Consider the following 24796-nt stretch of genomic DNA (forward strand, 5'->3'; position numbering starts at 1 on the left):
GTAATATATTTAATAATCATACTATGGATTGTTGGCTGGATTATATTAAATAAACAGTATGGCAAAGAGATTGATTTCATTAAGTTCATATTATTTTTAAGGCATTACTTAAAAAATAAAGAACTTCATTTTGGCGTCTTTCAATTAATAAAAATTTATTATGAATAATCCTAAAAAAATAAAATTGGGGGAGATTAATGAAACCAACTGCCTACTTCTGTATGGAATTTGCAATTCACCAACCATTAAAAACTTATGCTGGAGGATTAGGATTTTTAGCTGGTTCTCATTTTAGAGCGGCTAAAAGATTGAATCAACCTCTTGTAGGAGTTTCAATATTATGGAGCTATGGATATTATGACCAATTAAGAGACAGAGAAGGGAAGATGAAAGTTGAATATATAAGAAAATACTATGATTTTTTGGAAGACATTAAATTAAAAGTCCCAGTTACAATAAACAACAACACTGTTTGGGTTAAAGCTTATAAATTAGAAGAAGATGTTTTTGGAACATGCCCTATTTATTTTCTAACAACAGATATTCCAGAAAATGATGATTTCTCAAGAACTATAACTCACAACTTGTATGATGCCAACAATATACTTCATATAGCACAACAGATTGTTTTAGGAATTGGAGGATATAAAGTTATCAAAGAGTGTGAAAATGTAAAGCTCTTCCACATGAATGAGCCTCATCCTTTACCTTTAGTCTTTAAGCTGATAGAAGAATATGGGCTTGAATACACAAGAGAACATACTGTTTTCACAACTCACACACCTTTACCAGAAGGAAATGAAACCCAAGACATTAACTTATTAAAATCCATGGGATTCTTTGGAAATGTTGATGTAAAATTAGCTGAAAAATTAGGAGGAAATCCATTTAACTATACAGTTTGTGCATTAAGAGTTTGTAAAAGAGCCAATGCTGTCTCTAAAAAGCATAAAGAAGTTTGCGATAGAATGTGGAGCTGGGTTAAGGATAGATGTGAAATAGTAGCTATAACTAACGCTCAAGATAAATACTACTGGCAAGACCCTGTTATTAGAGAGGCGGCAAAAAAATATGATATTGATATGTTGAGAGAGAGAAAAATGGAACTAAAAGAAATTCTATTTGAGGAAGTAGCAGACCAAACTGGAAAGATTTTTAAAAAAGATAGACTAACTGTTGTTTGGGCAAGAAGATTCACAGCTTATAAAAGACCTCATATATTGCTTCATGATGAGATGAGATTACTTGAGTTGTTGAAAAAGAAAAGAATACAGGTTATTTGGGCTGGGAAACCCCATCCAAATGACCACAACATGATAGCTACTTTTAATTGGATTGTATCAAAGACAAGAGATATGAAAGGAGCTACTATACTAACTGGTTATGAACTAAAGCTGAGTAAGATGTTAAAGCAGGGTTCAGATATTTGGCTTAACACACCAAAACTAAATCATGAGGCATCTGGAACATCTGGAATGACCGCCTCTATGAACGCTTCTATTCACATGAGTACCTTAGATGGATGGCATGTAGAATGGGCTAAAATGTATCCGGATGATAGCTTTACAATTGGCGATGGAGTTAGGGATGATGATGCCTATGTGGCTAACTGCATATACAATTTATTAGAAGAAGTTGCTGACATGTATGATACTGAAAGATGGTGGATGAAAGCTTGTAACTGCGTTAATCATATTGTTGAATACTTTGATGCTGAGAGAATGGCTAAGGAGTATGCTGAGAAGTTGTATAAGTAAAATTTTTGGTGATTTAATGCTAATTTCCCATATATCTTTAAGTGATAAGATAACGCTCTTAACTTATGGATGCAACTTTAAATGTAAATACTGCTTCTTTAAACCATTATCCTGTAAAAAATATAGTGTAGATGAGATTTTAAATAAAATTTTAGAAGTTAATGAGAACTATAAATTAGATAAAATCTTAATTGCTGGTGGAGAGCCAACTTTACAAAATGACTTGTCTGAACTAACAAAGCTGTTAAAAGATGAGGGTTTTTATCTTATGCTATCTACAAATGGATATTATTTAAAAGATATGCTTGATAAGCTTGAAGTTGATGAGATACATATTGATTTAAAGGCTTATGATGAAAATAAACATATATATTTAACTTCATGCTCTAACAAAAAAGTTTTGGATTGTATAAGTTATATAGGGAAATATAGGGATGAATTCAATTTTAAGGTTGAAATAGATACTGTCTTAATTCCAAATATTGTTGATTTAGATGAAATTGAAAAAATAGCTAAGTTTTTAAGCAATTGGGATTTACCTTATAGAATTACAGGATATGTAAAATATAACAACAATTTGAATGCTGAAAAACCTGATGAAGATAAAATATTAAAAGCAAAAGAAATAGCCTTAAAATATCTCTCTAACGTATCTTGCTCCTTAGATTTTAAAAGACATAAAAAATCTAAGAAAGTTATTATTTAAATTATTTAATTTAATTATTTCTCCTCTTCTTTTATACCAATAACTTCCAATATCTTAGCCCTAATTGCCTCTTCAACTAATTTTCTTAAAGCTTCTTTATCAGACACTGCCTTAAATATTCCTAAAGGAATTTTGGCAGCTGCAGCTGTTTGATGTCCTCCTCCACCAAATGCCTTATTTAATATCTCTCCAAGGTTTAACCTTAAATCCTTAGTTCTTGCAGATATGTGAATTTCATCTCCAACAATACCAAATACGAATGTTGTTGAAATCCCTTCCATCTTTAATAAGAAATCAGCTGCTTTTGGTAGAGCATCTCTATTACTTATTTCCCCAACATAAGCTAAGGCAATATTACCTTTAACTACTCTTCTATTCATTACTGCCTTAGCCAAAACTTCCATAACCTCTGTTGAAATTTCTGGATTCTCTATCATATTTAAGATAGAAGCATCTATATAGCTTTGAAGGTATGCTGCTGCTTCAAAATCCAATTTTGACGTTTCTCTTTTAAAGTAGTCAGTATCTGATTGGATTCCATAAAATAAGGCAGTGGCTAAGTTTCTTGATGGCTCTATATCCAATTCCATAAGATATTGTGTTAAAATGGAAGCAGTGGCTCCAACTTCTGGTCTAACATCCATATATTTGGCAGTTAAATCGGTGTTGTTGTGATGGTCTATAATTATATCAATGTTTGGAAGTTCAATAGGTAGTTGTTTTGATGTTGATGTATCTATGACTGCAATGACACAGTAATTATCTAAGTCAATATCTTCAACATTTAAAAGTTTTATCCCTAACAAATTTATCATTGCCTTATTTTCATCATAACCAATATTTCCCCCATATGCAATGTCTGAATCAACTCCCCATCTTTCAGCAAGTGTTTTTAAAGCCATGGCACTTGCTATAGCATCAGGGTCTGGGTTTATATGTGTTAAGATTAGAAGAGGAGCTTTTTTTTCTTCTTCTGTTTTTTCCAACTTCATGCATCTTTTCTTTCCTTCTATTAACACAGATTTTAATTGCATTAATTTTCTCTTTAATTTTGCATCTTCAACTTCCTTTGCAATGTCTTTAGCTCCACTCTCTAAGATGTTTATAATCTTATCTATATTTAGCCCCATATAAAGTTCTGGATATCTTGGAATGGCTCTTGCAATTTTGTATGAGTTTGGACTTAGCTCACAAACTCTTTCAGCTATCCTTCTATTAACTTCTGGTTCATTTGTTAATATTAATACAATATCTGCATTCTCAATTTTAGCTTTTTTCAACACTTCATCTTGAGTGGCATCTCCAACAATTACAGTTACTCCTTCTTTTACTAAATCATCAGCATCATCAATATTTTTATCAATAATCGTAATTGGTTCTTTATTTTTAATGAAATTTACAACTTTTCTACCAAAAGAACCAAAACCTATTACGGTTATCATATTCATCACGTGTAATATTTGGTTATTAATGTATAAATTAGTTCTTTTATAATCGTCACACTTACATTGGCATATCTTCTATTACTTATTTAGAATGGTATATAAACCTTCCTAAATTATTTTAAAAATTCAATCTCTATTTTATCCTTTAAATAATTTATTAATGTTTTAGCATATTCCAACTTTTTAATTTTTATTTCATCCCCTATTGCTATGTCCTCTTTTATATTAGGTCTGGAATATTTAGTTATATAAATTCCAAAATCCATTCCTCCCAAGATTAACTTTTTAGCTTTAAAATGATAGGCTAAAAAGCAACACCTATCTCCATCTGTAAATCCGCCAAAATTGATTACATTTCTCAAATTTAACTCCTTATAATTTGGTATTTGACAACTTCCAACGACATTTTTTAGTTTTGGGACATACTTTTTAATTTTTTCAATATTATCTCCATGTGCATGAACTACAATTATAGAACCCTTTCTATTGCACTCAAATAACGCCTCTAAATCTCCATCTAAGTCAGAGACAATAATGTCTGGAATTATATTTTCTTCTAAAAATGCTTTACATGCACCATCAGCCACTATTATAGGATTCTTATAGTTTATTTCCCTTAATTCTTTTAAAATGTTGATATGTTTTTTTATTGATGGACCTGCACCAAAGATAAAAACTTCTCTACCTTCAATAATATCTTTAAGCTTATCAACAGGTATTGTATTGGCATTCTCTAAAATGTTATTAAGGATTACTGCACTTTCAACATCTTTGTCTTTATCAAATCCAAAATCCTCCATAATTTTATTGTAAAATATTTCCCACTCCTTCATGTCCATATTATCACATTTAGTTATTTGATTACTCTGCTTAAATCAACCTAAATCATAAACTATAAAAACAATACAAATACAAGTTATATAAGATATATTTATCTACCTTCCAAAACTGTTTAATCTATAAACAAATGTAACATAGAGGAAAACTTTTTTGAGTATATAACAGTATAATATCATACAAAATACAATAACGATTAATATGTCAAATAAAACAAAATTAAAGGATAATAAAGAATTGCTCTACCAAGTCGTTCTATCCTACAAAGTTAGCCATAACTACCCACTTAAAGCTTTTTTAATTGAGTGTAAGAACAAATTAAACGAATGCATAGACATGATTTGGAATAATATCAAATACACTAAAAAAGATAATCCAAAATTACCAAAATCAAACGAATTTAAAAGAGAGTTAAGAAACAAACTCTTAGAGAACTGGAATTATGCTTCTCACTACATCGATGGGATTATAAAAACCTCCTATTCTATCCTGCAAAGTTGGGCGTCTAACTACAAAAGGGGCTATAGAACTAAAACAAAACCGATAGCAAAAAGGCTATTCGTTAGAGTTAAGACAACCCTAATAAAATACGATAAAGAAAAAGGAGAGATACGGATAACGATAAAACCAAGAAAGGACTACCTAATTCTAAATATTAAAAATGAGTGGTTTTTTGATAAGGTTAAAAATTTAACCATTGGAGAAATTATTTTAAAAGAAAAGGAAACATTTTTAACTTTCAAAGATAACCTAAACTATTCAGATAAAGGGATGATCGTTGGAGTGGATAGCAATCTAAGGTCTCTTGACTTATTTCATCCGATAGAAGGTTGGACTAGAGTAGATTTAACTGAATTACATCGAATTAAGGAGGTTTATGATAGAAAAATTGATTTTCTTAAAAAATTACTTAAAAAGTTTCCTTTGAGAGCTATGAGAAAGATAAATAGGTTGTTCGAAAGAAGAAGAAATAGGGTTAAGGATTTCTTACATAAACTAACTATTCAACTATCTCGATTATTTCCAGATGCAATTTTTGTTTTTGAGGATTTAAATAAAAGAAGAATGTATAAAAGCAAATACTTCAATAGAAAAATAGATAGAGTAAATTGGAATGGCCTAATTGAAAAAATAAGTTATAAAACAATTGTTATTTTGGTTAATCCTGCCTACACATCAACAATCTGTCCTATATGCGGGAGTAGAATGGAGTCCCAAGAAGGACAGGTTGTTTATTGCTCTAATTGTTTAAACTCTTTTAATAGACAGTTAGTTGGTTGCTATAATATTTTTAAAAGAGGTTTAGGGAATATTAAAGAGATTATGGGTGGCTCGGGGGTTACCACGACAGGGGTAGAGGTTTCCTTTGGGAAACTGATGACACCCAATCCCAACGTGATTTATATAGTAGATTATAACGGAAAATATTTTAATGAAATTGCCTAAATATCTATAATTGACCATGTTGGGAGAACCCCATATAAAGCTACATGTTCCATTGGTGATAAGATGCTGAGTGTAAATAAAAAGGCATTAGAAATTGTAAATAAAATGATAGAAAATAAAGAAGAGATAAATATTGACGTCATAAAATTAGAAAATGGAGCTACTGTTTTGGACTGTGGAGTTAATGTCCCTGGAAGCTGGAAAGCTGGAAAGTTATTCACAAAGATTTGTTTGGGAGGTTTAGCTCATGTTGGCATCTCCTTATCACCATGTGAGTGTAAAGGCATAACCTTACCTTATGTTAAGATAAAGACATCACATCCAGCAATTGCTACATTGGGAGCTCAAAAGGCAGGATGGGCAGTTAAAGTTGGAAAATACTTTGCTATGGGTTCAGGACCTGCAAGGGCTTTAGCTAAAAAGCCAAAAAAGACCTATGAAGAGATTGGCTATGAAGATGATGCTGATGTTGCTGTTTTATGTTTAGAGGCTTCAAAATTGCCAAATGAAGAAGTTGCTGAATATGTAGCTAAAGAATGTGGTGTTGAAGTAGAAAACGTTTATTTGTTAGTTGCTCCAACTGCTTCATTAGTTGGTTCAATCCAGATTAGTGGAAGAGTCGTTGAGAACGGAACATACAAGATGTTAGAAGTTTTAGAGTTTGATGTTAATAAAGTTAAATATGCGGCAGGTTTAGCTCCAATTGCTCCAATAATAGGGGATGATTTCGCAATGATGGGAGCTACAAACGATATGGTATTGTATGGTGGGATAACCTACTACTACATTAAGAGTGATGAAAACGATGACATTGAAAGCTTATGCAAAGCTCTCCCATCTTGTGCTTCAAAAGATTATGGAAAACCATTCATGGAAGTGTTTAAAGCTGCTGATTACGACTTCTACAAGATTGACAAAGGAATGTTTGCTCCAGCTGTGGTTGTAATTAACGATATGACAACTGGAAAAGTCTATAGAGCTGGAAAGGTCAATGCAGAAGTCCTTAAAAAATCATTAGGCTGGACAGAGTTATAAAAAACTTTTTTTAATTTTAATTATCTAATATTTTTGCTATTTTTTAGGTATTAAAATGATTAGAGCTTTTTTAGTTTTCCCATACCTTTATATATTGGTTCAATCAAATGGCTATACTGGTGGTATTATGGTTCAGTTGAATGACTATATTTTAAACCACATTGCAAAAACTCCTTTAATACTCTCAAGATACAACAAAGAGAAGAAGAGATTTGATTATGATATTTTAAAAGAAAAGGTTGATAAATACATTGAGAATGATAAAAAGGAGTTAATCCTCTTGTATGGACTTAGAGGCTTGGGAAAAACTACACTTTTATCTCAAATCTATCACTATGCAAGATTAAAGATAGAGCCTAATAGAGTTTTATACTTTTCAATGGATGAGTTAAAACTTAACGACATCAAATTAATGGATGCTTTAAAAGCTTATTCAGAAATCTTTGGTATCAATCTATACGAAGAGAAGATAATCCTATTGCTTGATGAAATTCAGTATGAAAGGCATTGGGATTTGGTTTTAAAAAACCTCTATGACACCACCAATATTTTTATAATAGCTACTGGTTCATCTGCTTTAAAGCTTAGAGAAAGTCCAGATTTGGCAAGGAGGGCATTGCATAAACCTATTTATCCAATGACTTTTAGAGAATATTTATATTTAACAAAAAATATCAAGATTGAAAGCCTATTTGAAGAGGTAATTTTAAATAACAACTTAGACAACTTCAAAAAAGTGTATGCCAAAGTTTATTCCCAAATCTTAGAGGAAGATGTTAAAAAATATTTAAGGATTGGTTCTTTACCCTTTGCTTTGGAAGATGATGAATTGGAAGTTTATAATAAAATCTATACAATGTTAGAGAGGATTATTTATAAGGATGTTAGAGAAGTGAAAGAATTTGACATGGAAACGTTAGATAAAGCCTTTAAATTGCTATATCTATTAGCCAATCCAAAGGGAGAGAGATACAGCTATGAAAGTTTAGCAAATACCCTTGAAATCGCAAAAGGAACTTTGATAAATTTAGTTGATGTCTTAGAAAAGTGTGAATTGTTATTTAAAATCTATCCTTATGGTTCAATGGACAAAAAGGTTAGAAAATCCCAAAAGATAAAATTCCTCCCAGTTCCTATAAAGACAGCATTATGGCATAAAATGGGAGTTGTGATAGATGATGTTTGTTATGGCTCTTTATTAGAAGATGTTGTAGCGTTTTATCTATACTTATTTTGTAAAAAGAAAGGATATAGCCTAAGTTATGAACCAAAAAAAGGAGGAGCTGATTTTATTTTAATCTCTCCATATATGGAGAAGATTGTTATCGAGGTTGGCTTAGGCAAAAAATCATCAAAACAAGTTTTAAAGAGTATGGAGAGGGTTAAAGCTTCTAAGGGCATAATTATCGGTGATGAGTTAAAAGTTGAAGGTAACATCTTATATATTCCCTGGAAGGGTTTTTTATTGCTGATTTAAAATCTCAACTATATTTTTGAATCCTTCTTCTTCATTAACTACCCTTCCCCTAACTTCCCTCAAAATCCTTTGAATTGTAAATTTATATCCCTTATTATGTTTATGGTAAATTTTTAACAATGGGCAGCCATAACTCATTTTTAGCTCAATGCCATTGTTTTTTAATATCTCCCTCTCTTCATCCTTTGTTAGGGCAAAAAAAGAAGGTAGATTAAATCTAAAAATCTCATCCTCCCTATATAAAGCTAAATATCCAAAAGCTAATAAATCACCAAATATAACAAACTCAGCATCTATTTTTTTGGCATAATCTATAACTGCATTTTCGATAACTTTATGGCATCTACCGCAGGGATGAAATTTACCATTAACAACTCCTTTATAAACTTCCTCTAAATCAATACTCACAAATTCTAAACTTATTCCAATCTTCTTAGCTATGTTTTTGGCATTTTCTCTCATCTCATCTGTCATTATATATTTTGAATAGCAAGAAACTGCCTTAACATCAAAAATCTGCTTTGCTATTATTGCAGATGTAGAGCTATCAACTCCTCCACTAAATGCAACAACTGCCTTTGGCTTTTTATCAATGGAAATTTTATAAAACTCTTTCTCTCCATTTAATCTCTTTAAAAGCGTGGATTTTAAAGCTTCTTTAAGCTCTGTATTAATATCTAATTTCTCTAAAATTTCTAAGGAGTTTTTTAGCCTCAATTCTTTGAGTTTTTGATTTACTTTTTCCTCTATAATTTTTTCAAAATTCATAACTTAACCCTCAAAAATTGTTATATGTAATTACGTAAGTTTAATATATTTCTTCTTTTTTGATTATACTAATATGTCAATATATAATACTAATGACTATATTAAAGAGGTGGGATTGTGTATTTTGTTATTAAGGGAGACAGTATTATGTATTTTGTTTTACGCTTGGGTGGGGATTTGTCTCTATATATACCAGCAAAATACAGACCTTTCTTTGAACCATTAGACAAGAATTCTCCATATAATATTAAAGTAAATCTTGAAAATTCCAGTGGAGATATAGTAGTAGATAATGTGTTGGATGACAAAAAAATAGATGAAAGAAATTCTGAAATTACAAAATTAGGAGGCTTAATTAATGAATTACGAAGAAAGAAGGAAAATGGAGATAACATTAATATTATTGAAATAAGACTTAAACTAAAAGATGATTCTATCATAACTCATAATCTAAATACACCAAATATTGAAGATTATGATGATAACAAGTTAGTCATAAACAGTGGAACTCTGGTTATAAATGGTAAAACAACTATAGATTTAAATAATATTGAGGAAATAACTTTGAAATTAGATATTTAACAATTAACAACATATTAAATCTCACATATTCTTTTCTTATCTAAAACATTGTGTATTATAGTAATACAATGATTTGCATGCAATTCTAATGGAGATAGGGAGATTCTTTTAGCTTTAATCTCATCTAAAAACCTTTCATCCTCCTCTCCAATACCAATATGGTCTCCAATTATAAAAACTGGATTTTCTATATCAACGTTCTCAACATCTTCTCCATTCATATGTAAATAATAAATATTCTTTCCTTCTTCCAACTTTTCCAAAACTAAATTCCTAAATCCCAATCTTCTAACGTAAATTCCAGGAGTTGATTGATTCCAATCCTTTCTTTGCTCTTCATCAAGTTCTTCAAATTTTTTAAGGGCTTTTTTTATAAATATTGCTATATTCCTTTCATCTGGAGAAACCTTTTTTAACTCACTACCAACAAATTTTATGCAAACAGGAGGATTTGGCTGTCCATAAAGAACAGCATAGAAAACAACGTCCCTCCTTATATCATGGGATAAAAAGAAAGCGTCACTCACACATCTGCATAACAAATCCAACCTTCCACAACTCCCAGGTAAATCCTTTAAATTTATATCTGAGGAGGTTATGGTTTTATTTGCTTTGAATATAAATTCTCTCATAACATCCCTCCGAAACTTTAATAAAGTTTAACAAATCCTAACGGATTTGTAGCTGGAAAGCAAAGCTTTCCATTTCATCAAAGCTAACACCTCTTCGCTTATGCTCAGAGGTGTAAATTAAAAATTCCCTTATAACATTCCCCTTTTCAACCTCTCAGGAATTGGATTTCTTGGTATGTTGTGATATAACTCTAACGCAATATCTACAATATTCACACATCTATCTCCAAATCTCTCAATGTCCTTTAAAAACATACCAAACTGAACATAGAAGTTTAAATCCTCCCTCTTATTTTCTAAAACTTTGTTTAGCAATAACTCAAGGTTTTTATGCAACTTTTCCTCAAGCTCATGAATTTTTGTCTCCTTTTTCTTACTTTTAACAACGTCTATAGCTTCAGTTAGCATCTCTTTGAGAAGGGTGAATATCATATTAACTTCATTTTCAATGTCTTTATCTAATTTAAGTCCATGAACTACTTCTTCAGCAATGTTTGCTATATAATCCCCCAACCTCTCAAGATTTGATGCTATTGTAGCCAAAGCATTGGCATAAGCTCCAGGCAAATATTTTAAAGCATTCATACTTAAGAGTATCCTAACCTCTTCCTCCATCTTATTCAGTGCATAGTCTTTAATGATTATATCCTCAGCCAATTTCTTATCACTATTTTTTAAAGCCGTATAAACCAAATCCAAGTTATTTAAAAGTGTTTTTTCCATTTTTTCTAAGGTAGTTTTTATTTCTTTCATTAAGATATATTCGTCAAACTCTAAATTTATCTTATGCAATTTACTCATATCTACAATATATGGATGCCTAACGATTTTTTCATCAATCAATGGCTTTAAAAGCTTAGCAACATACCTCCTACTTATTCCAAGCTTTTCAGCAATTTCATCTTGTGTCTCTGGCTCTTCTTCAATGATGACCCTTATTATCCCAGCTAAGGTAGCTTCTTTACCTCTCAACATATTATCCCATAAATTCATATTTTATGAATTATTATACTTAAGCTTCATATAAATAGTTTAAGTATATATTTTATAAACTCACCATTAGTTGTTGCTAAGGAAGCTCCAAGCTTTAGCTCGGAGAGGATTCAGATGAAATCCTTCGAATTTCATTAACTCTCCTTGCTACGCTCGAAGATAGGGAGGCGGCGAGACAAACATTAGTTTTATATACTTGAAATTAGTATAATGCTTTATTGAGGGTAGCTCTGACTCTGCCCGATGACACCAACCTGCCCTGTGACCTATCGGCGACGATAAGTAGCAGGGTGTTCCGTGTTGGAACCTCCACCCTTTAGGTGGAGAGAAGATCAGTTAAAATTCCTAAATACTCCCGTAGTGGAGAATGGAAGAACTTGGGAGAAATGTAGATGTGTCTATTTTTAGAATTTTAAGATTTATGAATTTGAGGAAATATATTGGTATTGACAATGAAATGTTAATGTATTATTTTGGTAAAGAACTTAGTAAAAATCTGAATTTTAAGAATTTTAAAGAATTAAGTAACTTCTATAAAGAGTATAAACTTGGAAGAATTGAAATGGTTAGTGAAAATCCTATAAAGATTAGAATATATGATTGTATAAGCTGTTCTGGATTGCCAGATGTTGGAAAGCCCTTATGTCATTTTGAGGCAGGGTTTTTGGCAGGTTACATAGAAAATGTATTTAATAAAAAGTGTTACATAATAGAAACTCATTGCTGGGGATTGGGAAATAAATTCTGCCAATTTGAAGTTAGATTAGTTGATAATAAAAAAAGTGAAAATTGTTTTGCATCATCTGGTGATTGTAATGGTTACTTTGGAAAAAATAGAACTAAAAAACTTTAAATCATTTAAAAAATTATCTTTAGATATTCCAAAGGGATTTACAGCCATAGTTGGGCCTAATGGTAGTGGAAAATCTAACATAGTCGATGCTATATTATTTGTGCTTGGAAAAACCTCTGCTAAAAAATTGAGAGCAAATAGATTCAGCGGTTTGATAACCTACCACAACGGAAAGAGGGCAGATTTTGCTGAAGTTTGTTTATATTTTACAAATGAGAATAATGCCTTCAATGTTAATGCTGATAAAGTAGGAATTTTAAGAAGGATAAAGAGTAGTGGAGAGACAGACTATTATTTAGTTTGGAAAGAGAACGATAAGGAGAAGAGAAAGAAGATGACTAAGCATGAAATTATTGATTTATTTAGAAGATTGGGGCTTTTAGGAGATAATGTTATTTCACAAGGAGATTTGTTGAAAATTATCAATATCTCACCAATTGAGAGAAGAAAGATTATCGATGAGATTAGTGGAATAGCAGAGTTTGATGAAAAAAAGAAGAAGGCAGAGGAGGAGTTAAAAAAAGCCAGAGAGTTAATTGAGATGATTGATATAAGGATTAGTGAGGTTGAAAACAATTTAAAGAAGCTTAAAAAAGAGAAAGAAGATGCAGAAAAATATATAAAATTAAATGAAGAGCTAAAAGCTGCTAAGTATGCTTTGATATTAAAAAAAGTTAGCTACCTAAATGTTCTTTTAGAGAACATCCAAAATGACATTAAAAATTTGGAAGAGCTTAAAAATGAATTTTTAAGCAAGGTTAGAGAAATTGATGTAGAGATTGAGAATTTAAAGCTTAGATTAAACAACATCATAAATGAACTCAACGAGAAGGGCAATGAAGAAGTTTTAGAGCTTCATAAATCAATTAAAGAGCTTGAAGTAGAGATTGAGAACGATAAGAAGGTTTTAGATAGCTCAATAAATGAGCTAAAAAAGGTTGAAGTTGAAATTGAAAATAAGAAGAAGGAGATTAAAGAAACTCAAAAGAAGATTATTGAAAATAGAGACAGCATTATTGAGAAAGAACAGCAGATAAAAGAAATTGAAGAGAAAATCAAGAATCTCAACTATGAAAAAGAGAGATTAAAAGAGGCTATTGCTGAAAGCGAGAGCATCATCAAACACTTAAAAGAATCTGAGATGGAGATAGCTGATGAAATAGCTAAAAACCAGAACGAACTCTATAGGCTAAAAAAAGAATTAAATGATTTAGATAATTTGATAAACAGAAAGAATTTTGAAATTGAAAAAAACAATGAGATGATTAAAAAGTTAAAGGAGGAACTTGAAACTGTTGAAGACGTTGATACTAAGCCATTGTATTTAGAGCTTGAAAATTTAAACGTTGAGATTGAGTTTTCAAAGAGGGGGATTAAAGAACTTGAGGAAAAAAAGAAAGAACTACAAGCTAAATTGGATGAGTTACATGCTGAGTATGTTAAAGAGAATGCAAGAATCAAGGCTTTAAAGGAGATGGAAGAGCTATCTATGGATAGGGCAATTAGAGAGATATTGAATGCCAACTTACCGGGAATTATCGACATTGTTGGTAATTTAGGAAAGACAAAAATTGAGTATAAAACAGCTATAGAAGTAGCAGCTGGAAATAGGCTGAATCATATAGTTGTTAAGAGAATGGATGATGCAGTTAGAGCTATAAAGTATTTAAAAGAGAGAAAGCTTGGAAGAGCCACGTTTTTGCCATTGGATAGAATTGAGGGCAGAGAGGCGTATTATATTGATGAAGATGGAGTTATTGGTAGAGCTATTGATTTAGTGGAGTTTGATGAAAAATATAGGAGAGTTTTTGAGTATGTGTTTGGAAACACTGTAGTTGTTGAAAATATTGATATAGCTAAGGAGTTGGCTAAAAAATACAGAAAGGTGAGGTTTGTAACATTAGATGGAGATGTTATAGAGCCGAGTGGGGCGATGATTGGAGGGACTTTTAAAAGTAAGGCAAAGATAAAGGTTGATGTTGATTTAAGTAAGCTGAATAAGATAGCTGATGAAATTATAGCCATTGAGAGTGAGTTGAGGAAGATAAAAGAAGAAATTGAGAGATTAAGTAAGATAGTAAAGAGAAGTTCTGCCAAAAAAATGGAGATTGAAAATACATTAGAGATAATTAAAAAGAATGAAATGAGGAAGAGAGAGATTGCTGAAAAGAACACTATAAAGATAAAAGAGTTGGAGTTGAAAAATAAAGATATTTTAGAGGAGTTGGAGGAGTTGAATCTTAAGAGGGAGGAGATTTTAAATAGGATTAATGAAATTGAGAGTAAAATAAATGAGTTGATTGAAAGAAGGGAGAAGATAATTAATGAGCTGAAGGAGTATGAAAGTGATGAAAACTTAAAGAGAATGAACGAAATTGAAGGGGAATTAAAGATTTTAGAGAAAGAGAAAGCCAAATTAAAAAATGAGATTGATAAAGGGCTTACTTTAGTTAAAGAGATATTAATTCCAAAGATTGAGGAACTGAATAAGAAAGTCTCTGAGCTAATAAATAAAAAAGTCATATTGGAGAAGAATATATCGTTCTATAAAGAGAGTATTGAAAAAAATCTATCTATATTGGAGGAGAAGAGGAAGAGATATGAGGAATTAGCTAAAAACCTAAAAGAGCTGACCGAAAAAAAGGAACAGCTTGAGAAAGAGATAGAAACCTTAGAAAGAGAGAGAAGAGAGATATTAAGGAAAGTTAGAGACATTGAAAACAGAATAAACGAACTCATGGTTGAAAAGGCGAAGTATGAAAGTAAGTTGGAGGAAGAGGAGAGAAAGCTTTATCTATGCGAAAAAGTTGATGTAAGTAAAGAGTTGGAGAAAAAAGACATTGAAGAACTTGAGATATATATAGGAGAGCTTGAGAATGAGATAAAAAGCTTAGAACCAGTTAATATGAGGGCTATTGAAGACTATAACTATGTGGCAGAGAGATACAAGGAGTTGATAGAAAAAAGAAAAGAGTATGAGAGAGATGAGAAAAAATATCTCCAATTGATGGAAGAGCTTGAAAATAAAAAGAAAGAAGTCTTTATGGAGGTTTTTAACAAGGTAGCTAAGAACTTTGAGGAAGTATATAAGGAGATTGGAGGTATTGGGAAGCTGAGCTTAGAGAATGAGAAGAATCCATTTGAAGGAGGGATTTTGATAGATGCATCTCCAAGAGGCAAAAAGCTTTTAAGCTTAGATGCTATGAGTGGGGGAGAAAAATCATTAACAGCTTTAGCATTTTTATTTGCTATTCAAAGGCTAAATCCTTCGCCATTCTATGTATTGGATGAAGTTGATGCCGCTTTAGATGTAAAAAACGTCTCTTTAATTGCTGATATGATTAAAAACGCCTCTAAAGACAGCCAATTTATAGTTATAAGCCATAGAGAACAGATGGTTAGTAAGGCAGATGTTGTTTATGGTGTTTATATGGAAAACGGTTTAAGTAAAGTTGTTGGTATTAGATTATAAGGTTTAAGAGGCACTGCCAAGCGTTAGCGAGGCAGTGCATCCCGGATATTCCAATAGGGCAGAGCCCTATGGTGTGAAAATGGATTAAGTAAAGTTGTAGGGATTAGATTATAGATTCTAAGAGGCTTATTTTTAGTTTATTTTTAGGTGATTAAAATGGAATTAAAAGAAGCTAAATATTTAGGAGGTATTGGGGCGGTATTAAATTTAGTTTCTTATGCAGTTGGGGGAATTTTAGCTATTGCTGGATATGTTTTAATACTGCTGGCATTAAATAAGATTTCAAAGATTTTTAATGATGATGAGGTGTTTAAAAAATATTTATATGGTGTTGTTTTATGGATAATAGCTGTATTAATTGTAATTTTTGCAGTAGGAATTTCTTTTGTATCTCTTTCATTTATCCCACTAGATTATGGACTAACGGCAATGTCATCTTTTTTAGTTGGTGTTATTTTGTTTTATATCCTTTCAGTTATTGGAGGTTACTTTATAAAGAAAAGTTATGAAAAGGTTTCATATTACACTGGTGTTGATTCATTTAGAATTTGTGGATTGCTGTATTTTATTGGAACACTACTTTTAATAGTGATTGTTGGGATTATTGTAATAATTGTTGCCCAAATTTTAGAGATTGTTGCATATTTCTCTTTACCTGATGATTTAAAAAGTGAGAATTAAATAAAATGGGGTAAGATGATAAGGGAAATTTTTAACTCAATAATGGGAGAAGGAAAATATATAGGGAGAAGGTTTATATTTGTGAGATTTGCTGGATGTCCATTAAACTGTGTTTATTGCGATGAAGAGAGCAAAGGATATTTTAATAGAGTGGAAAAAATCCCTGGAAGTGGAGAATTTGAAACTCTGCAAAAGATGGAGATTGAAGACATAATAAACGCTATAGATAAGCTAAAAACACCAGATTTGTTTGCAGTATCTTTTACAGGAGGAGAGCCATTACTCTACCATAAACAAATAAAAGAAATCGCTGAAATTTTAAAAGATAAAGGATACAGAACTTTCTTAGAGAGCAATGGGATGTTTCCAGAGAGAATTTTTTATTTTGATATCGCATCCATTGATATAAAGTTGAAAGAGCATTTTGAGTATATAAAAGATGAAGATTATGAAAAACTCTATAAAAATGAGCTTAAAACAATAAAAAAGCTGTATAATTTAAATTCTGATATTTATGCAAAGGTTGTTATAATGGAAGAGACAAATATAGAGGATGTAAAAATAATAGCAAAGGATTTGAGTGATATAGGAAATATAACTTTATGCATTCAACCAGTAACCCCCCATGGAAATATAAAATCTCCTTCTCAAAGGAAATTGTTTGAAATTATGGAAGCATGTGGAGAGTATTTGAAAGATAATGTTATGCTAACAATACAAATGCATAAGTATTTGGGGATGTTATAACATATACTGTAAAATCATTATTGAATGAGGGAGATTATGAATAAAGAATTATTAAAAAAGGTTATAGAGTTAAAAAGTAATGGACTTACAATTGGAGAGATTGCTGAGGAACTAAATGTATCAATGGAGACAGCAAGATATTTGGTTTTAAATGCTGAGAAATTGTTAAAAGAGGAGGAAAAAGCTATAAAGCTTGAAAATGTTGATATATTCATTGATTGGAAAAATATTGGTAGCTCAGCAAATAGGTTAAAATACATTAGCTCAATAATAGTTGATATTTTAAAGAGCAGGAATATCGAATTCGATACCGTTGTTGGAGTCTCTACAAGTGGAGTTCCTATAGCTACTTTGGTAGCTTCCGAATTAGGTAAAGAATTAACTATCTACATACCAAAGAAGCATATATCTGAAGAAGGGAAAAAGATAACTGGTTCAATATCACAAAACTTCTCAGCTGTAAATTACAAGAGAGCTGTTATCATAGATGATGTTGTAACAAGTGGAAGCACTTTAAAGGAGTGTATAAAGCAGTTGAAAGAAGTATGCAGCCCAAAATTAGTAGTTGTATTGATAGATAAAAGTGGATTGGATGAGATTGAAGGCGTTCCTTTAATTCCATTGATTAGAATAGGGGCTGTAAATGTAGAGCAAAAATAAAATAAACATTTTATTATCTTTATTTTTATTATTTTTATTTCAAAAATTTTTGGAGGTATATATTTATGTTACCAAAAGCTACAGTAAAGAGGATTATGAAACAACACACAGACTTTAACATCTCTGCAGAGGCGGTTGATGAACTCTGTAATATGCTTGAAGAAATTATAAAGATAACAACTGAAGTTGCAGAGCAAAATGCAAGAAAGGAAGGGAGAAAAACAATTAAAGCAAGAGATATTAAACAGTGTGATGATGAAAGATTAAAGAGAAAGATTATGGAACTTAGTGAAAGAACTGATAAGATGCCAATATTAATTAAAGAGATGTTGAATGTAATAACATCTGAATTATAGTTCTTTTCAAAAGTGAATAAAATTTATTAAGGAAGTTTGAACTCCTTCCATTAGGAAGGAGTTCATCAGTGCCTTAGTTATTACAAAATATTTTGAAAAGAACTATAGATTAATAACATCAGGATTAGTAACAAGGGGAGAGCATGAAGATAGCAGTGACAAAATTCTTAGGGACTAATTGTGATTTAGATGTATGTCATGCAGTTAAATTAGCTGGTGGAGAGCCAGAACTTGTTTTCTTTACTCAAGAAAATTTAGATAGCTATAAAGGAGCAGTTATTCCAGGAGGATTTTCCTATGGGGATTATTTAAGAGCAGGAGCAATTAGTGCAAGAACTCCTATAATTAAAGGTCTAAAAAAGATGGTTGAAGAAGGAAAGCCAGTTTTAGGAATATGTAATGGTGCTCAAATTGGTTTAGAGGCGGGATTTTCAAAAGGAACTTTGACAAACAACTTAAATGCAAAATTTATCTGTAAATGGGTTTATATTAGGGTTGAAAATAACAAAACACCATTCACTCAATATTATAAAAAAGGAGAGGTTTTAAAAATTCCTATCGCCCATGCTGAGGGAAGATTCTATGCAGATGATGAGACTTTAGATTATATGTATAAAAATAACATGATTGTCTTTAAATACTGTGATGAAACTGGTGAAGTAACTGAAGAAGCAAATCCAAATGGTTCTATTGATAATATAGCTGGAGTTTGCAATGAAAATCAAAACTGCGTTTTATTAATGCCACACCCAGAGAGAGCAAGTGAAAAGATTCTTGGTTCAGATGATGGGTTGAAAATGTTTAAGGGCATGATAGATTATGCTAAGAGGATTTAATTCTTAACATAAAAGAAAATACATTTTAAATACTCAAGATTTTTATTTCCTATAGATATTGGATGGTCTGGAGCTTGTCCTTTATAATCAATCATAATTAACTCTTTTTTTGCTCTAAAGGCAGAAGATATAACTGTTCTTTTAAACATTTCTTTATCTACATGGTGAGAGCAAGAGCAAGTGACAAATATTCTTTTAGCTAACTTTATCCCCAAATAATTTAAAGATGCATAAGCCCTTAGGGCATTTTTTATGTCATCCTCTGTCTGTGTAAAAGCTGGAGGGTCTAATATAACAACATCAAACTTCTCTTTATCCTCAATCATCTCTTTCATAACTTCAAAGGCATTCCCTTCAATAAACTCATATCTGTCCTTTGGAATATTGTTCAACTCTATGTTTTCTTCTGCCAATTTTAATGCCTTTTTGGACAAATCTACTCCTACAACTTCAGCTCCTCTTATCGCTGCATGAACAGAGAAACCTCCAGTATAACAGCAGATATCTAAAACTCTATCTCCCTCTTTTATAAACTTCTCAAGATATAATCTATTCTCCCTCTGGTCTAAGAAAAAGCCTGTTTTATGCCCTCTAACATTCACTTTAAATTTAGCATCTCCTTCTTTAATAACTGTTTCAAATTTATTTTTATCTCCAAAGATTTTGTCCCTAATTCTTTCCCCTTTCTTTCCTCTTTTGACATATATTGTTTCTAAGTCAGATAATTCAAATAAAATATCAACAATATCTTTTAAATACTCCTTTTCAATGAGCTTTGACATCAACTGCATAGCTCCGAGCTCGTTGTATTTATCAAATATTATTGTTGGTAACTCATCTCCTTCAGCATAAATCCATCTGTAAGTGTTTTTATAATTTAAAATATTTTCTCTATAAATTTTAGCGTTAAATATTCTTTTGTAGAAGAAATCATAATCAATTTCTTCATCTTCAGTAGTTAAAATTTTTAAAATTACTGATTTAGGGTTATATAAAGCCTTAGCAACAAATTTTCCATTATAAGTTAAAGTAACGATTTCCTCTTTTTTTGGTAAATCCCCTCTATTTTTTATGGCTTTTGTATAAACTAACCTTGAAAAATTTTTTATTGAATTGTAAGCCCTTCTGTCTATCTCTAATTTAATCAATATCATCACCAAAGTTATTGTTTATCTTTTCCCTCTATTTTATTTACCAAATAAGAAACCCCTTCTTTTTTAAATATCTTAACTTTATCACCCTCTTTAATCTTCACATCTCCAATGTTATCAAATTCATAAACCTCATAACTTTTGTCATCCATAACCATAATGGTTGGAGTTGTAGCTATAACCGTTGCAGTGTCTAATTCATCCTTCTTTTTTGCCATTTTTGTTTCCTTCTCTGCTATATGCCAAGCTAATCCGATTTTTTCTCTTTTATAATCAATAGATTTCATATAAACCTTATCTTCAGTTATCGCAGTAACTAAGTAGTATTTATCTTTATACTCAACGACATCCCCAACTTTATATTCAGGAACCCTTACAGAAACAGTAACTCTATAAAGTTCTTTTCCACTATCTCTATCCACTCCAACTAATGTAGCAGTTTCAGTAATCTTTCCACCATATTTCTCTTTAATTCTTTGAGCTACATTCCTTGCAGCTCCAACTGAACCAAGCTGATAATCCAATCCCTCTTTTTGTGGAATGAATTTTGCTATAAATGCCATTCTATCCTTCTTTAATCTTTTAGCCAACTCTTCTCTAACAAAGTTATCCAACTCCTCTCTCTCCTCTTCAGTTAAATATCTATTCATAGCCCTAACTTGTAAGGTTGCCTCATAATAGTTAGACATAAATCTTGAACATCTTGGACACTGAACCATCCTTAAATGCACTTCTATATCTTTCTCATAGGTTCTGTCTTCTTTCTCTCCCGGTAATCTTCCCCTGGCTACAATATGCACTGGAATAATTAACTTACTTCTCTTCCCTCCAGGAAGTTGGGTAACTTCAGGATAAATCTCTACTTCAACCATAACACTTTTCTTTTTAATAGCGTCTTTTGTTGCATAATAAGCAATTTCATTCAATATCTCAAATGCTTCTTCACTTTTTGGTGTTTGCCAAATTTTTCTTTTGTAAGAACCACACATATGACAAACTTCTATCTCAACTCTATCTGGAACTTCAATTAATGGATGCTCCTGAGCATAGCAAATTGGGCAGAGTCCATCTATAAGTTCATCTTCAGCTCCACATCTGTAGCAAATTCCCCTAATCTTCATAATATCACCAATAAAATTTATTATCCGTAAATTTACCATTATCATGTAGGTATAAAAATAAAATAAAATTCTTTCATGAAATACATTTAATAAATAATCTCAATCTCATCTAAATAATCAACATTCAATAACTTTGAGGCATTGTCCATAAACTTGGAGATTTCTAAAAATCCTTCACTATTTATTAAGCATATAAAGTTGTTCTTTTCCTCAAAATAGGACTTAACAAACTTACATTTTATAATCTTTTCAATGCCATTCTTATGCCTTATCTTTATCATTATGGTATCATAATATTTAAATGTAACTTCATCCTTTTTTATGTTCGTTATTATATTTCCAAATCTGTCAATGTGTATAACTCTCTTTTTTGTTTCATCTATCTTAACCATCTCATCCAATTCTTCCCCATCATAGCCATTATTGATTAAAATCTCAGCTCCTACAACAGCATAAACATCTCTTCCATGAAATGTTGAAGATGGTTTGTATCTTTCTTCATCAATTTTAATAATCCTTTTTATCCCCAATTTTTCAGCTACGTAGGTAAATAATCCATTATCAGGCCCAACTAAATAATACCCACTTTTTGTTTCAATAACGATGGATTTTCTCTCACTCCCAACCGTTGGGTCTATAACTGCAACATGAACTGAAGGAGGAAAGTATGGAATAGCTGTTAATAAAACATAAGCACCGTGATATATATTAAATGGTTTTATTTCATGAGAGATGTCAATTATTTTTGCATCTTTATTATACTTTTTTAAAATATTTAGAATTCTACCTTTCATAGCTCCAACATATCCCTCATTAGTTCCAAAGTCAGTTGTTAAGGTTATGATATCTAAAATATCATCCCTCATATAAATCCCCAAAAATATTTATTTACCACAACTACAACTAATTACAAAGAAATCATATATAAATTATAATATATTCAGTTAGATACGCGTGGCTGAAATTATGACAGCGTTAATAATCTGTGAAAAACCAAGTGTTGCCAAAAAGATAGCAAACGCTTTAGGAAAAGCTAAGAAAAAAAGCATTGATGGAGTTCCATACTATGAATTAGAAAGAGATGGGAAAAAAATTATAGTAGCAAGTGCTGTTGGGCATCTATTTACCTTAGTTGAAAAAGAGAATAAAGAATTTGGCTTTTATCCAGTATTTGATATAAAATGGGTGCCTGCAAGTGTTGATAAGGGAAAAGAGTATGTAAATAAATACATAAAGGCATTAAAAAAACTATCAAAAGATGCAGATGAGTTCTATATAGCAACAGATTGGGACATTGAAGGGGAGCTAATAGGTTATCACGCATTAAAATATTGTTGTGGAAGAGAAAAGGCAAAGAGAATGAGATTCTCATCATTAACAAAAAAAGAGATAGTTAGAGCATTTGAAAATCCGGATGAGATTGATTACGGCTTAGTTGATGCAGGAGAGAGCAGGCATATTTTAGATTGGTATTTTGGTATAAACCTATCGAGAGCTTTGATGAACGCCATAAGGGCAGTGAATAGATGGAAAACGATGAGTGTTGGAAGAGTTCAAGGTCCTGCATTAGCTTTTTTAACTGAAAGAGAATTGGAAATTAAAAAATTTATCCCAAAGCCGTATTGGGTTATTGAGGCACTATTAAAAGATAATTTAAAGGCAATACACGAGAAAGAGAAATTTTGGAATGAAAAAGAGGCAAAAAATGTTTATGAAAAAATAAAAGATGAAAAATCTGCCAAAGTTGTTGAAATAAAGAAAACAAAAAGAAAGTTAAAGCCACTTCCACCTTTTGACTTAGGAACTCTACAGAGAGAGGCATATAGTTATTTTAAAATATCTCCAAAGGAAACGCAAGAAATTGCCCAAAAGCTTTATGAGAATGCTCTAATTAGCTATCCGAGAACATCCAGCCAAAAACTTCCAAAAGATAGAAAGTATTTGGAAGATATTCTAAATATAATAAAAAATCATCCAGTTTATGGAAAATGGGCAGAGAGAATTTTAAAAGAGAATTTAAAACCAGTTGAAGGAAAGAAAGAAGACCCTGCACATCCAGCTATACACATTGTAGATATTCCAAAGGAAGAACTTTCAGAAAAAGAGAAGGAGATTTATGATTTAATTGCAAGAAGAACTTTAGCTGCTTTTTGGGATAATGCAGAGAGGGAATATTTAAATGTAAAAATTGACATTAAAGGAGAGAAGTTTAAGTTATCTGGTTCAAGGACAGTAAAAGAAGGATGGCATGAAATTTATTACTTCCCAAAATTTGATGAGATTGAATTGCCCCCATTAAAGAAAAATGACATAATTAAAGTTGAAAAGATAACAATAACAAGAAAAGAAACGCAACCACCAAAAAGATACACTGTTGCAAGCATAATTAAGGAATTAGAGAAAAGAGGGCTGGGAACAAAAGCCACTAGGGCAGAGATCATAGACAAATTAATAAAAAGGGGCTATGTCATTGATGATGGTTCTTTAAAAGTAACTGACTTAGGAATTTCAGTAATCGAGACATTAAAAAGATTCTGCCCAGAAATTATCGATGAAAAGATGACAAGGGATTTAGAGGAAAAGTTGGAGAAAATACAGTTTAGAAAAATTAAAAAGGATGATGTTTTAGATGAGGCTGAAAAAAGATTAAGAAAAATATTGGAAGAATTTAAAAAGAAAGAGGAAGATATTGGAATCTACCTTATCAAAAACTTAGATGCCACAAATAAAAAAGCAAAAATTGTTGGAAAATGTCCTAAATGTGGAGGAGACTTAATTTTAATAAGACATAAAAAGGGCAGGTTTGTTGGCTGCTCTAACTATCCTGAATGTGATGTAAAATACTCCTTACCAGATAAAGGTAGGATAAAAATTCCAAACAAAGTTTGTGATGCATGTAAATCACCTATTTTAAAAATAGGAGATAGAGAGATATGCATAAATCCAGAATGTCCTTTAAAACAAGTAGAGGTTAAAGAAGAAGATAGGATTTGCCCAAAGTGCGGAGCTAAGCTAATTTTAAAGAAAGGAGTTTATGGAGCATTTTATGGTTGTTCAAACTATCCAAAGTGTAAATATACAGAACCAATAAATAAAAAAGAAGTTGTAGGAAAATGCCCTAAATGTGGAGGAGATTTAGTTGTTAGAGAAGGTAAGTTTGGAAAGTTTGTTGGTTGCTCTAACTATCCAAAGTGTAGATATACTGAAAAACTAAAACTAAATGAAAAAGAAGAAAAATAAA

At 31.2% G+C, this 24796-nt stretch carries 22 protein-coding genes; 14 read left to right on the top strand and 8 right to left on the bottom strand.

The genetic code is table 11. From position 1 onward, the window contains the following. Positions 1 to 197 precede the first annotated feature (197 nt). Together glgP and MJ_RS08690 are read left to right on the top strand one after the other, a co-directional pair. Positions 198 to 1757 (top strand): alpha-glucan family phosphorylase, encoded by a 1560-nt coding sequence (gene glgP / locus MJ_RS08685; RefSeq protein ID WP_010871155.1) that lies wholly within the window; start codon positions 198 to 200, stop codon positions 1755 to 1757. Between the two features lie 16 nt (positions 1758 to 1773). Beyond that, positions 1774 to 2463 carry a radical SAM protein gene (locus tag MJ_RS08690; RefSeq protein ID WP_064496883.1) on the top strand — a complete coding sequence of 230 codons (690 nt, stop codon included), beginning with the start codon at positions 1774 to 1776 and terminating at the stop codon, positions 2461 to 2463. Positions 2464 to 2477: 14 nt separating this feature from the next. Here the strand turns inward: MJ_RS08690 and MJ_RS08695 are convergent, their stop codons facing one another. Both MJ_RS08695 and mptE read right to left on the bottom strand, forming a co-directional pair. After that, positions 2478 to 3905 carry a DHH family phosphoesterase gene (locus MJ_RS08695; RefSeq protein WP_064496884.1) on the bottom strand — a complete coding sequence of 476 codons (1428 nt, stop codon included), beginning with the start codon at positions 3903 to 3905 and terminating at the stop codon, positions 2478 to 2480. 116 nt (positions 3906 to 4021) lie between these two features. Continuing rightward, positions 4022 to 4747: a 6-hydroxymethyl-7,8-dihydropterin pyrophosphokinase gene (gene mptE, locus MJ_RS08700; RefSeq protein WP_010871158.1), complete on the bottom strand. Its 726-nt coding sequence runs from the start codon at positions 4745 to 4747 to the stop codon at positions 4022 to 4024. A gap of 199 nt (positions 4748 to 4946) precedes the next feature. Here mptE and MJ_RS08705 point away from each other — a divergent pair, with 199 nt between their 5' ends. The 3 genes from MJ_RS08705 to MJ_RS08715 all read left to right on the top strand — a co-directional run bounded on the left by MJ_RS08705 (position 4947) and on the right by MJ_RS08715 (position 8703). Beyond that, positions 4947 to 6191, top strand: a complete 1245-nt coding sequence (locus MJ_RS08705) for an RNA-guided endonuclease TnpB family protein (RefSeq protein WP_010871159.1) — start codon at positions 4947 to 4949, stop codon at positions 6189 to 6191. Between the two features lie 63 nt (positions 6192 to 6254). Then, entirely contained in the window at positions 6255 to 7226 is a 972-nt protein-coding gene (gene mch / locus MJ_RS08710; RefSeq protein WP_010871160.1) for a methenyltetrahydromethanopterin cyclohydrolase, read from the top strand. 127 nt (positions 7227 to 7353) lie between these two features. Beyond that, positions 7354 to 8703, top strand: coding sequence for an ATP-binding protein (locus tag MJ_RS08715; RefSeq protein WP_064496885.1), 1350 nt, complete (start codon positions 7354 to 7356; stop codon positions 8701 to 8703). Here MJ_RS08715 and MJ_RS08720 read toward each other — a convergent pair. Further along, entirely contained in the window at positions 8689 to 9471 is a 783-nt protein-coding gene (locus MJ_RS08720; RefSeq protein WP_010871162.1) for a DUF7411 family protein, read from the bottom strand. The two genes, MJ_RS08715 and MJ_RS08720, sit on opposite strands and share 15 nt — an antisense overlap. A gap of 177 nt (positions 9472 to 9648) precedes the next feature. Here MJ_RS08720 and MJ_RS08725 point away from each other — a divergent pair, with 177 nt between their 5' ends. Beyond that, positions 9649 to 10053 carry a hypothetical protein gene (locus tag MJ_RS08725; RefSeq protein WP_162484772.1) on the top strand — a complete coding sequence of 135 codons (405 nt, stop codon included), beginning with the start codon at positions 9649 to 9651 and terminating at the stop codon, positions 10051 to 10053. 14 nt (positions 10054 to 10067) lie between these two features. Here MJ_RS08725 and trmY read toward each other — a convergent pair whose 3' ends face one another. Then, positions 10068 to 10685: a tRNA (pseudouridine(54)-N(1))-methyltransferase TrmY gene (gene trmY, locus MJ_RS08730; RefSeq protein WP_010871164.1), complete on the bottom strand. Its 618-nt coding sequence runs from the start codon at positions 10683 to 10685 to the stop codon at positions 10068 to 10070. A 129-nt stretch (positions 10686 to 10814) separates the two neighbouring features. Continuing rightward, on the bottom strand, positions 10815 to 11660 hold the full coding sequence (locus MJ_RS08735) for a PhoU domain-containing protein (protein WP_064496886.1): 846 nt from the start codon (positions 11658 to 11660) through the stop codon (positions 10815 to 10817). Between the two features lie 385 nt (positions 11661 to 12045). On the opposite strand from MJ_RS08735, the gene MJ_RS08740 reads away from it, so the two are divergent. The 7 genes from MJ_RS08740 (at position 12046) to purQ (ending at position 19283) form a co-directional block, all read left to right on the top strand. Beyond that, entirely contained in the window at positions 12046 to 12531 is a 486-nt protein-coding gene (locus MJ_RS08740; protein WP_010871166.1) for a DUF2507 domain-containing protein, read from the top strand. Then, positions 12494 to 16003 (top strand): chromosome segregation protein SMC, encoded by a 3510-nt coding sequence (smc, locus tag MJ_RS08745; RefSeq protein WP_010871167.1) that lies wholly within the window; start codon positions 12494 to 12496, stop codon positions 16001 to 16003. Before MJ_RS08740 ends, smc begins: the two co-directional genes overlap by 38 nt. Before the next feature lie 156 nt (positions 16004 to 16159). Continuing rightward, on the top strand, positions 16160 to 16684 hold the full coding sequence (locus MJ_RS08750; protein ID WP_064496887.1) for a DUF996 domain-containing protein: 525 nt from the start codon (positions 16160 to 16162) through the stop codon (positions 16682 to 16684). A gap of 15 nt (positions 16685 to 16699) precedes the next feature. Further along, entirely contained in the window at positions 16700 to 17431 is a 732-nt protein-coding gene (locus MJ_RS08755; RefSeq protein ID WP_010871169.1) for a 7-carboxy-7-deazaguanine synthase QueE, read from the top strand. Positions 17432 to 17467: 36 nt separating this feature from the next. Further along, positions 17468 to 18091 (top strand): orotate phosphoribosyltransferase-like protein, encoded by a 624-nt coding sequence (locus tag MJ_RS08760; RefSeq protein ID WP_064496888.1) that lies wholly within the window; start codon positions 17468 to 17470, stop codon positions 18089 to 18091. A 65-nt stretch (positions 18092 to 18156) separates the two neighbouring features. After that, complete coding sequence (hmvA, locus tag MJ_RS08765) at positions 18157 to 18447, top strand: DNA-binding protein HmvA (protein ID WP_010871171.1); 291 nt, start codon at positions 18157 to 18159, stop codon at positions 18445 to 18447. Positions 18448 to 18590: 143 nt separating this feature from the next. Beyond that, positions 18591 to 19283 (top strand): phosphoribosylformylglycinamidine synthase I, encoded by a 693-nt coding sequence (gene purQ, locus MJ_RS08770; RefSeq protein WP_010871172.1) that lies wholly within the window; start codon positions 18591 to 18593, stop codon positions 19281 to 19283. Here the strand turns inward: purQ and MJ_RS08775 are convergent. The 3 genes from MJ_RS08775 to MJ_RS08785 form a co-directional block, all read right to left on the bottom strand. After that, complete coding sequence (locus MJ_RS08775) at positions 19280 to 20437, bottom strand: class I SAM-dependent rRNA methyltransferase (protein WP_064496889.1); 1158 nt, start codon at positions 20435 to 20437, stop codon at positions 19280 to 19282. The genes purQ and MJ_RS08775 overlap by 4 nt on opposite strands. Before the next feature lie 8 nt (positions 20438 to 20445). Then, positions 20446 to 21555 carry a 60S ribosomal export protein NMD3 gene (locus tag MJ_RS08780; RefSeq protein ID WP_209320030.1) on the bottom strand — a complete coding sequence of 370 codons (1110 nt, stop codon included), beginning with the start codon at positions 21553 to 21555 and terminating at the stop codon, positions 20446 to 20448. A gap of 86 nt (positions 21556 to 21641) precedes the next feature. After that, positions 21642 to 22421, bottom strand: a complete 780-nt coding sequence (locus tag MJ_RS08785) for an SAM hydrolase/SAM-dependent halogenase family protein (protein ID WP_064496890.1) — start codon at positions 22419 to 22421, stop codon at positions 21642 to 21644. 100 nt (positions 22422 to 22521) lie between these two features. Between MJ_RS08785 and topA the strand changes: the two genes are divergently transcribed. Beyond that, positions 22522 to 24795: a DNA topoisomerase I gene (gene topA / locus MJ_RS08790; protein WP_064496891.1), complete on the top strand. Its 2274-nt coding sequence runs from the start codon at positions 22522 to 22524 to the stop codon at positions 24793 to 24795. The last annotated feature ends 1 nt before the right edge of the window (position 24796 follow it).

The organism is Methanocaldococcus jannaschii DSM 2661 (assembly GCF_000091665.1).
Taxonomy (GTDB): Archaea; AGJL01; Methanococci; order Methanococcales; family Methanocaldococcaceae; genus Methanocaldococcus; species Methanocaldococcus jannaschii.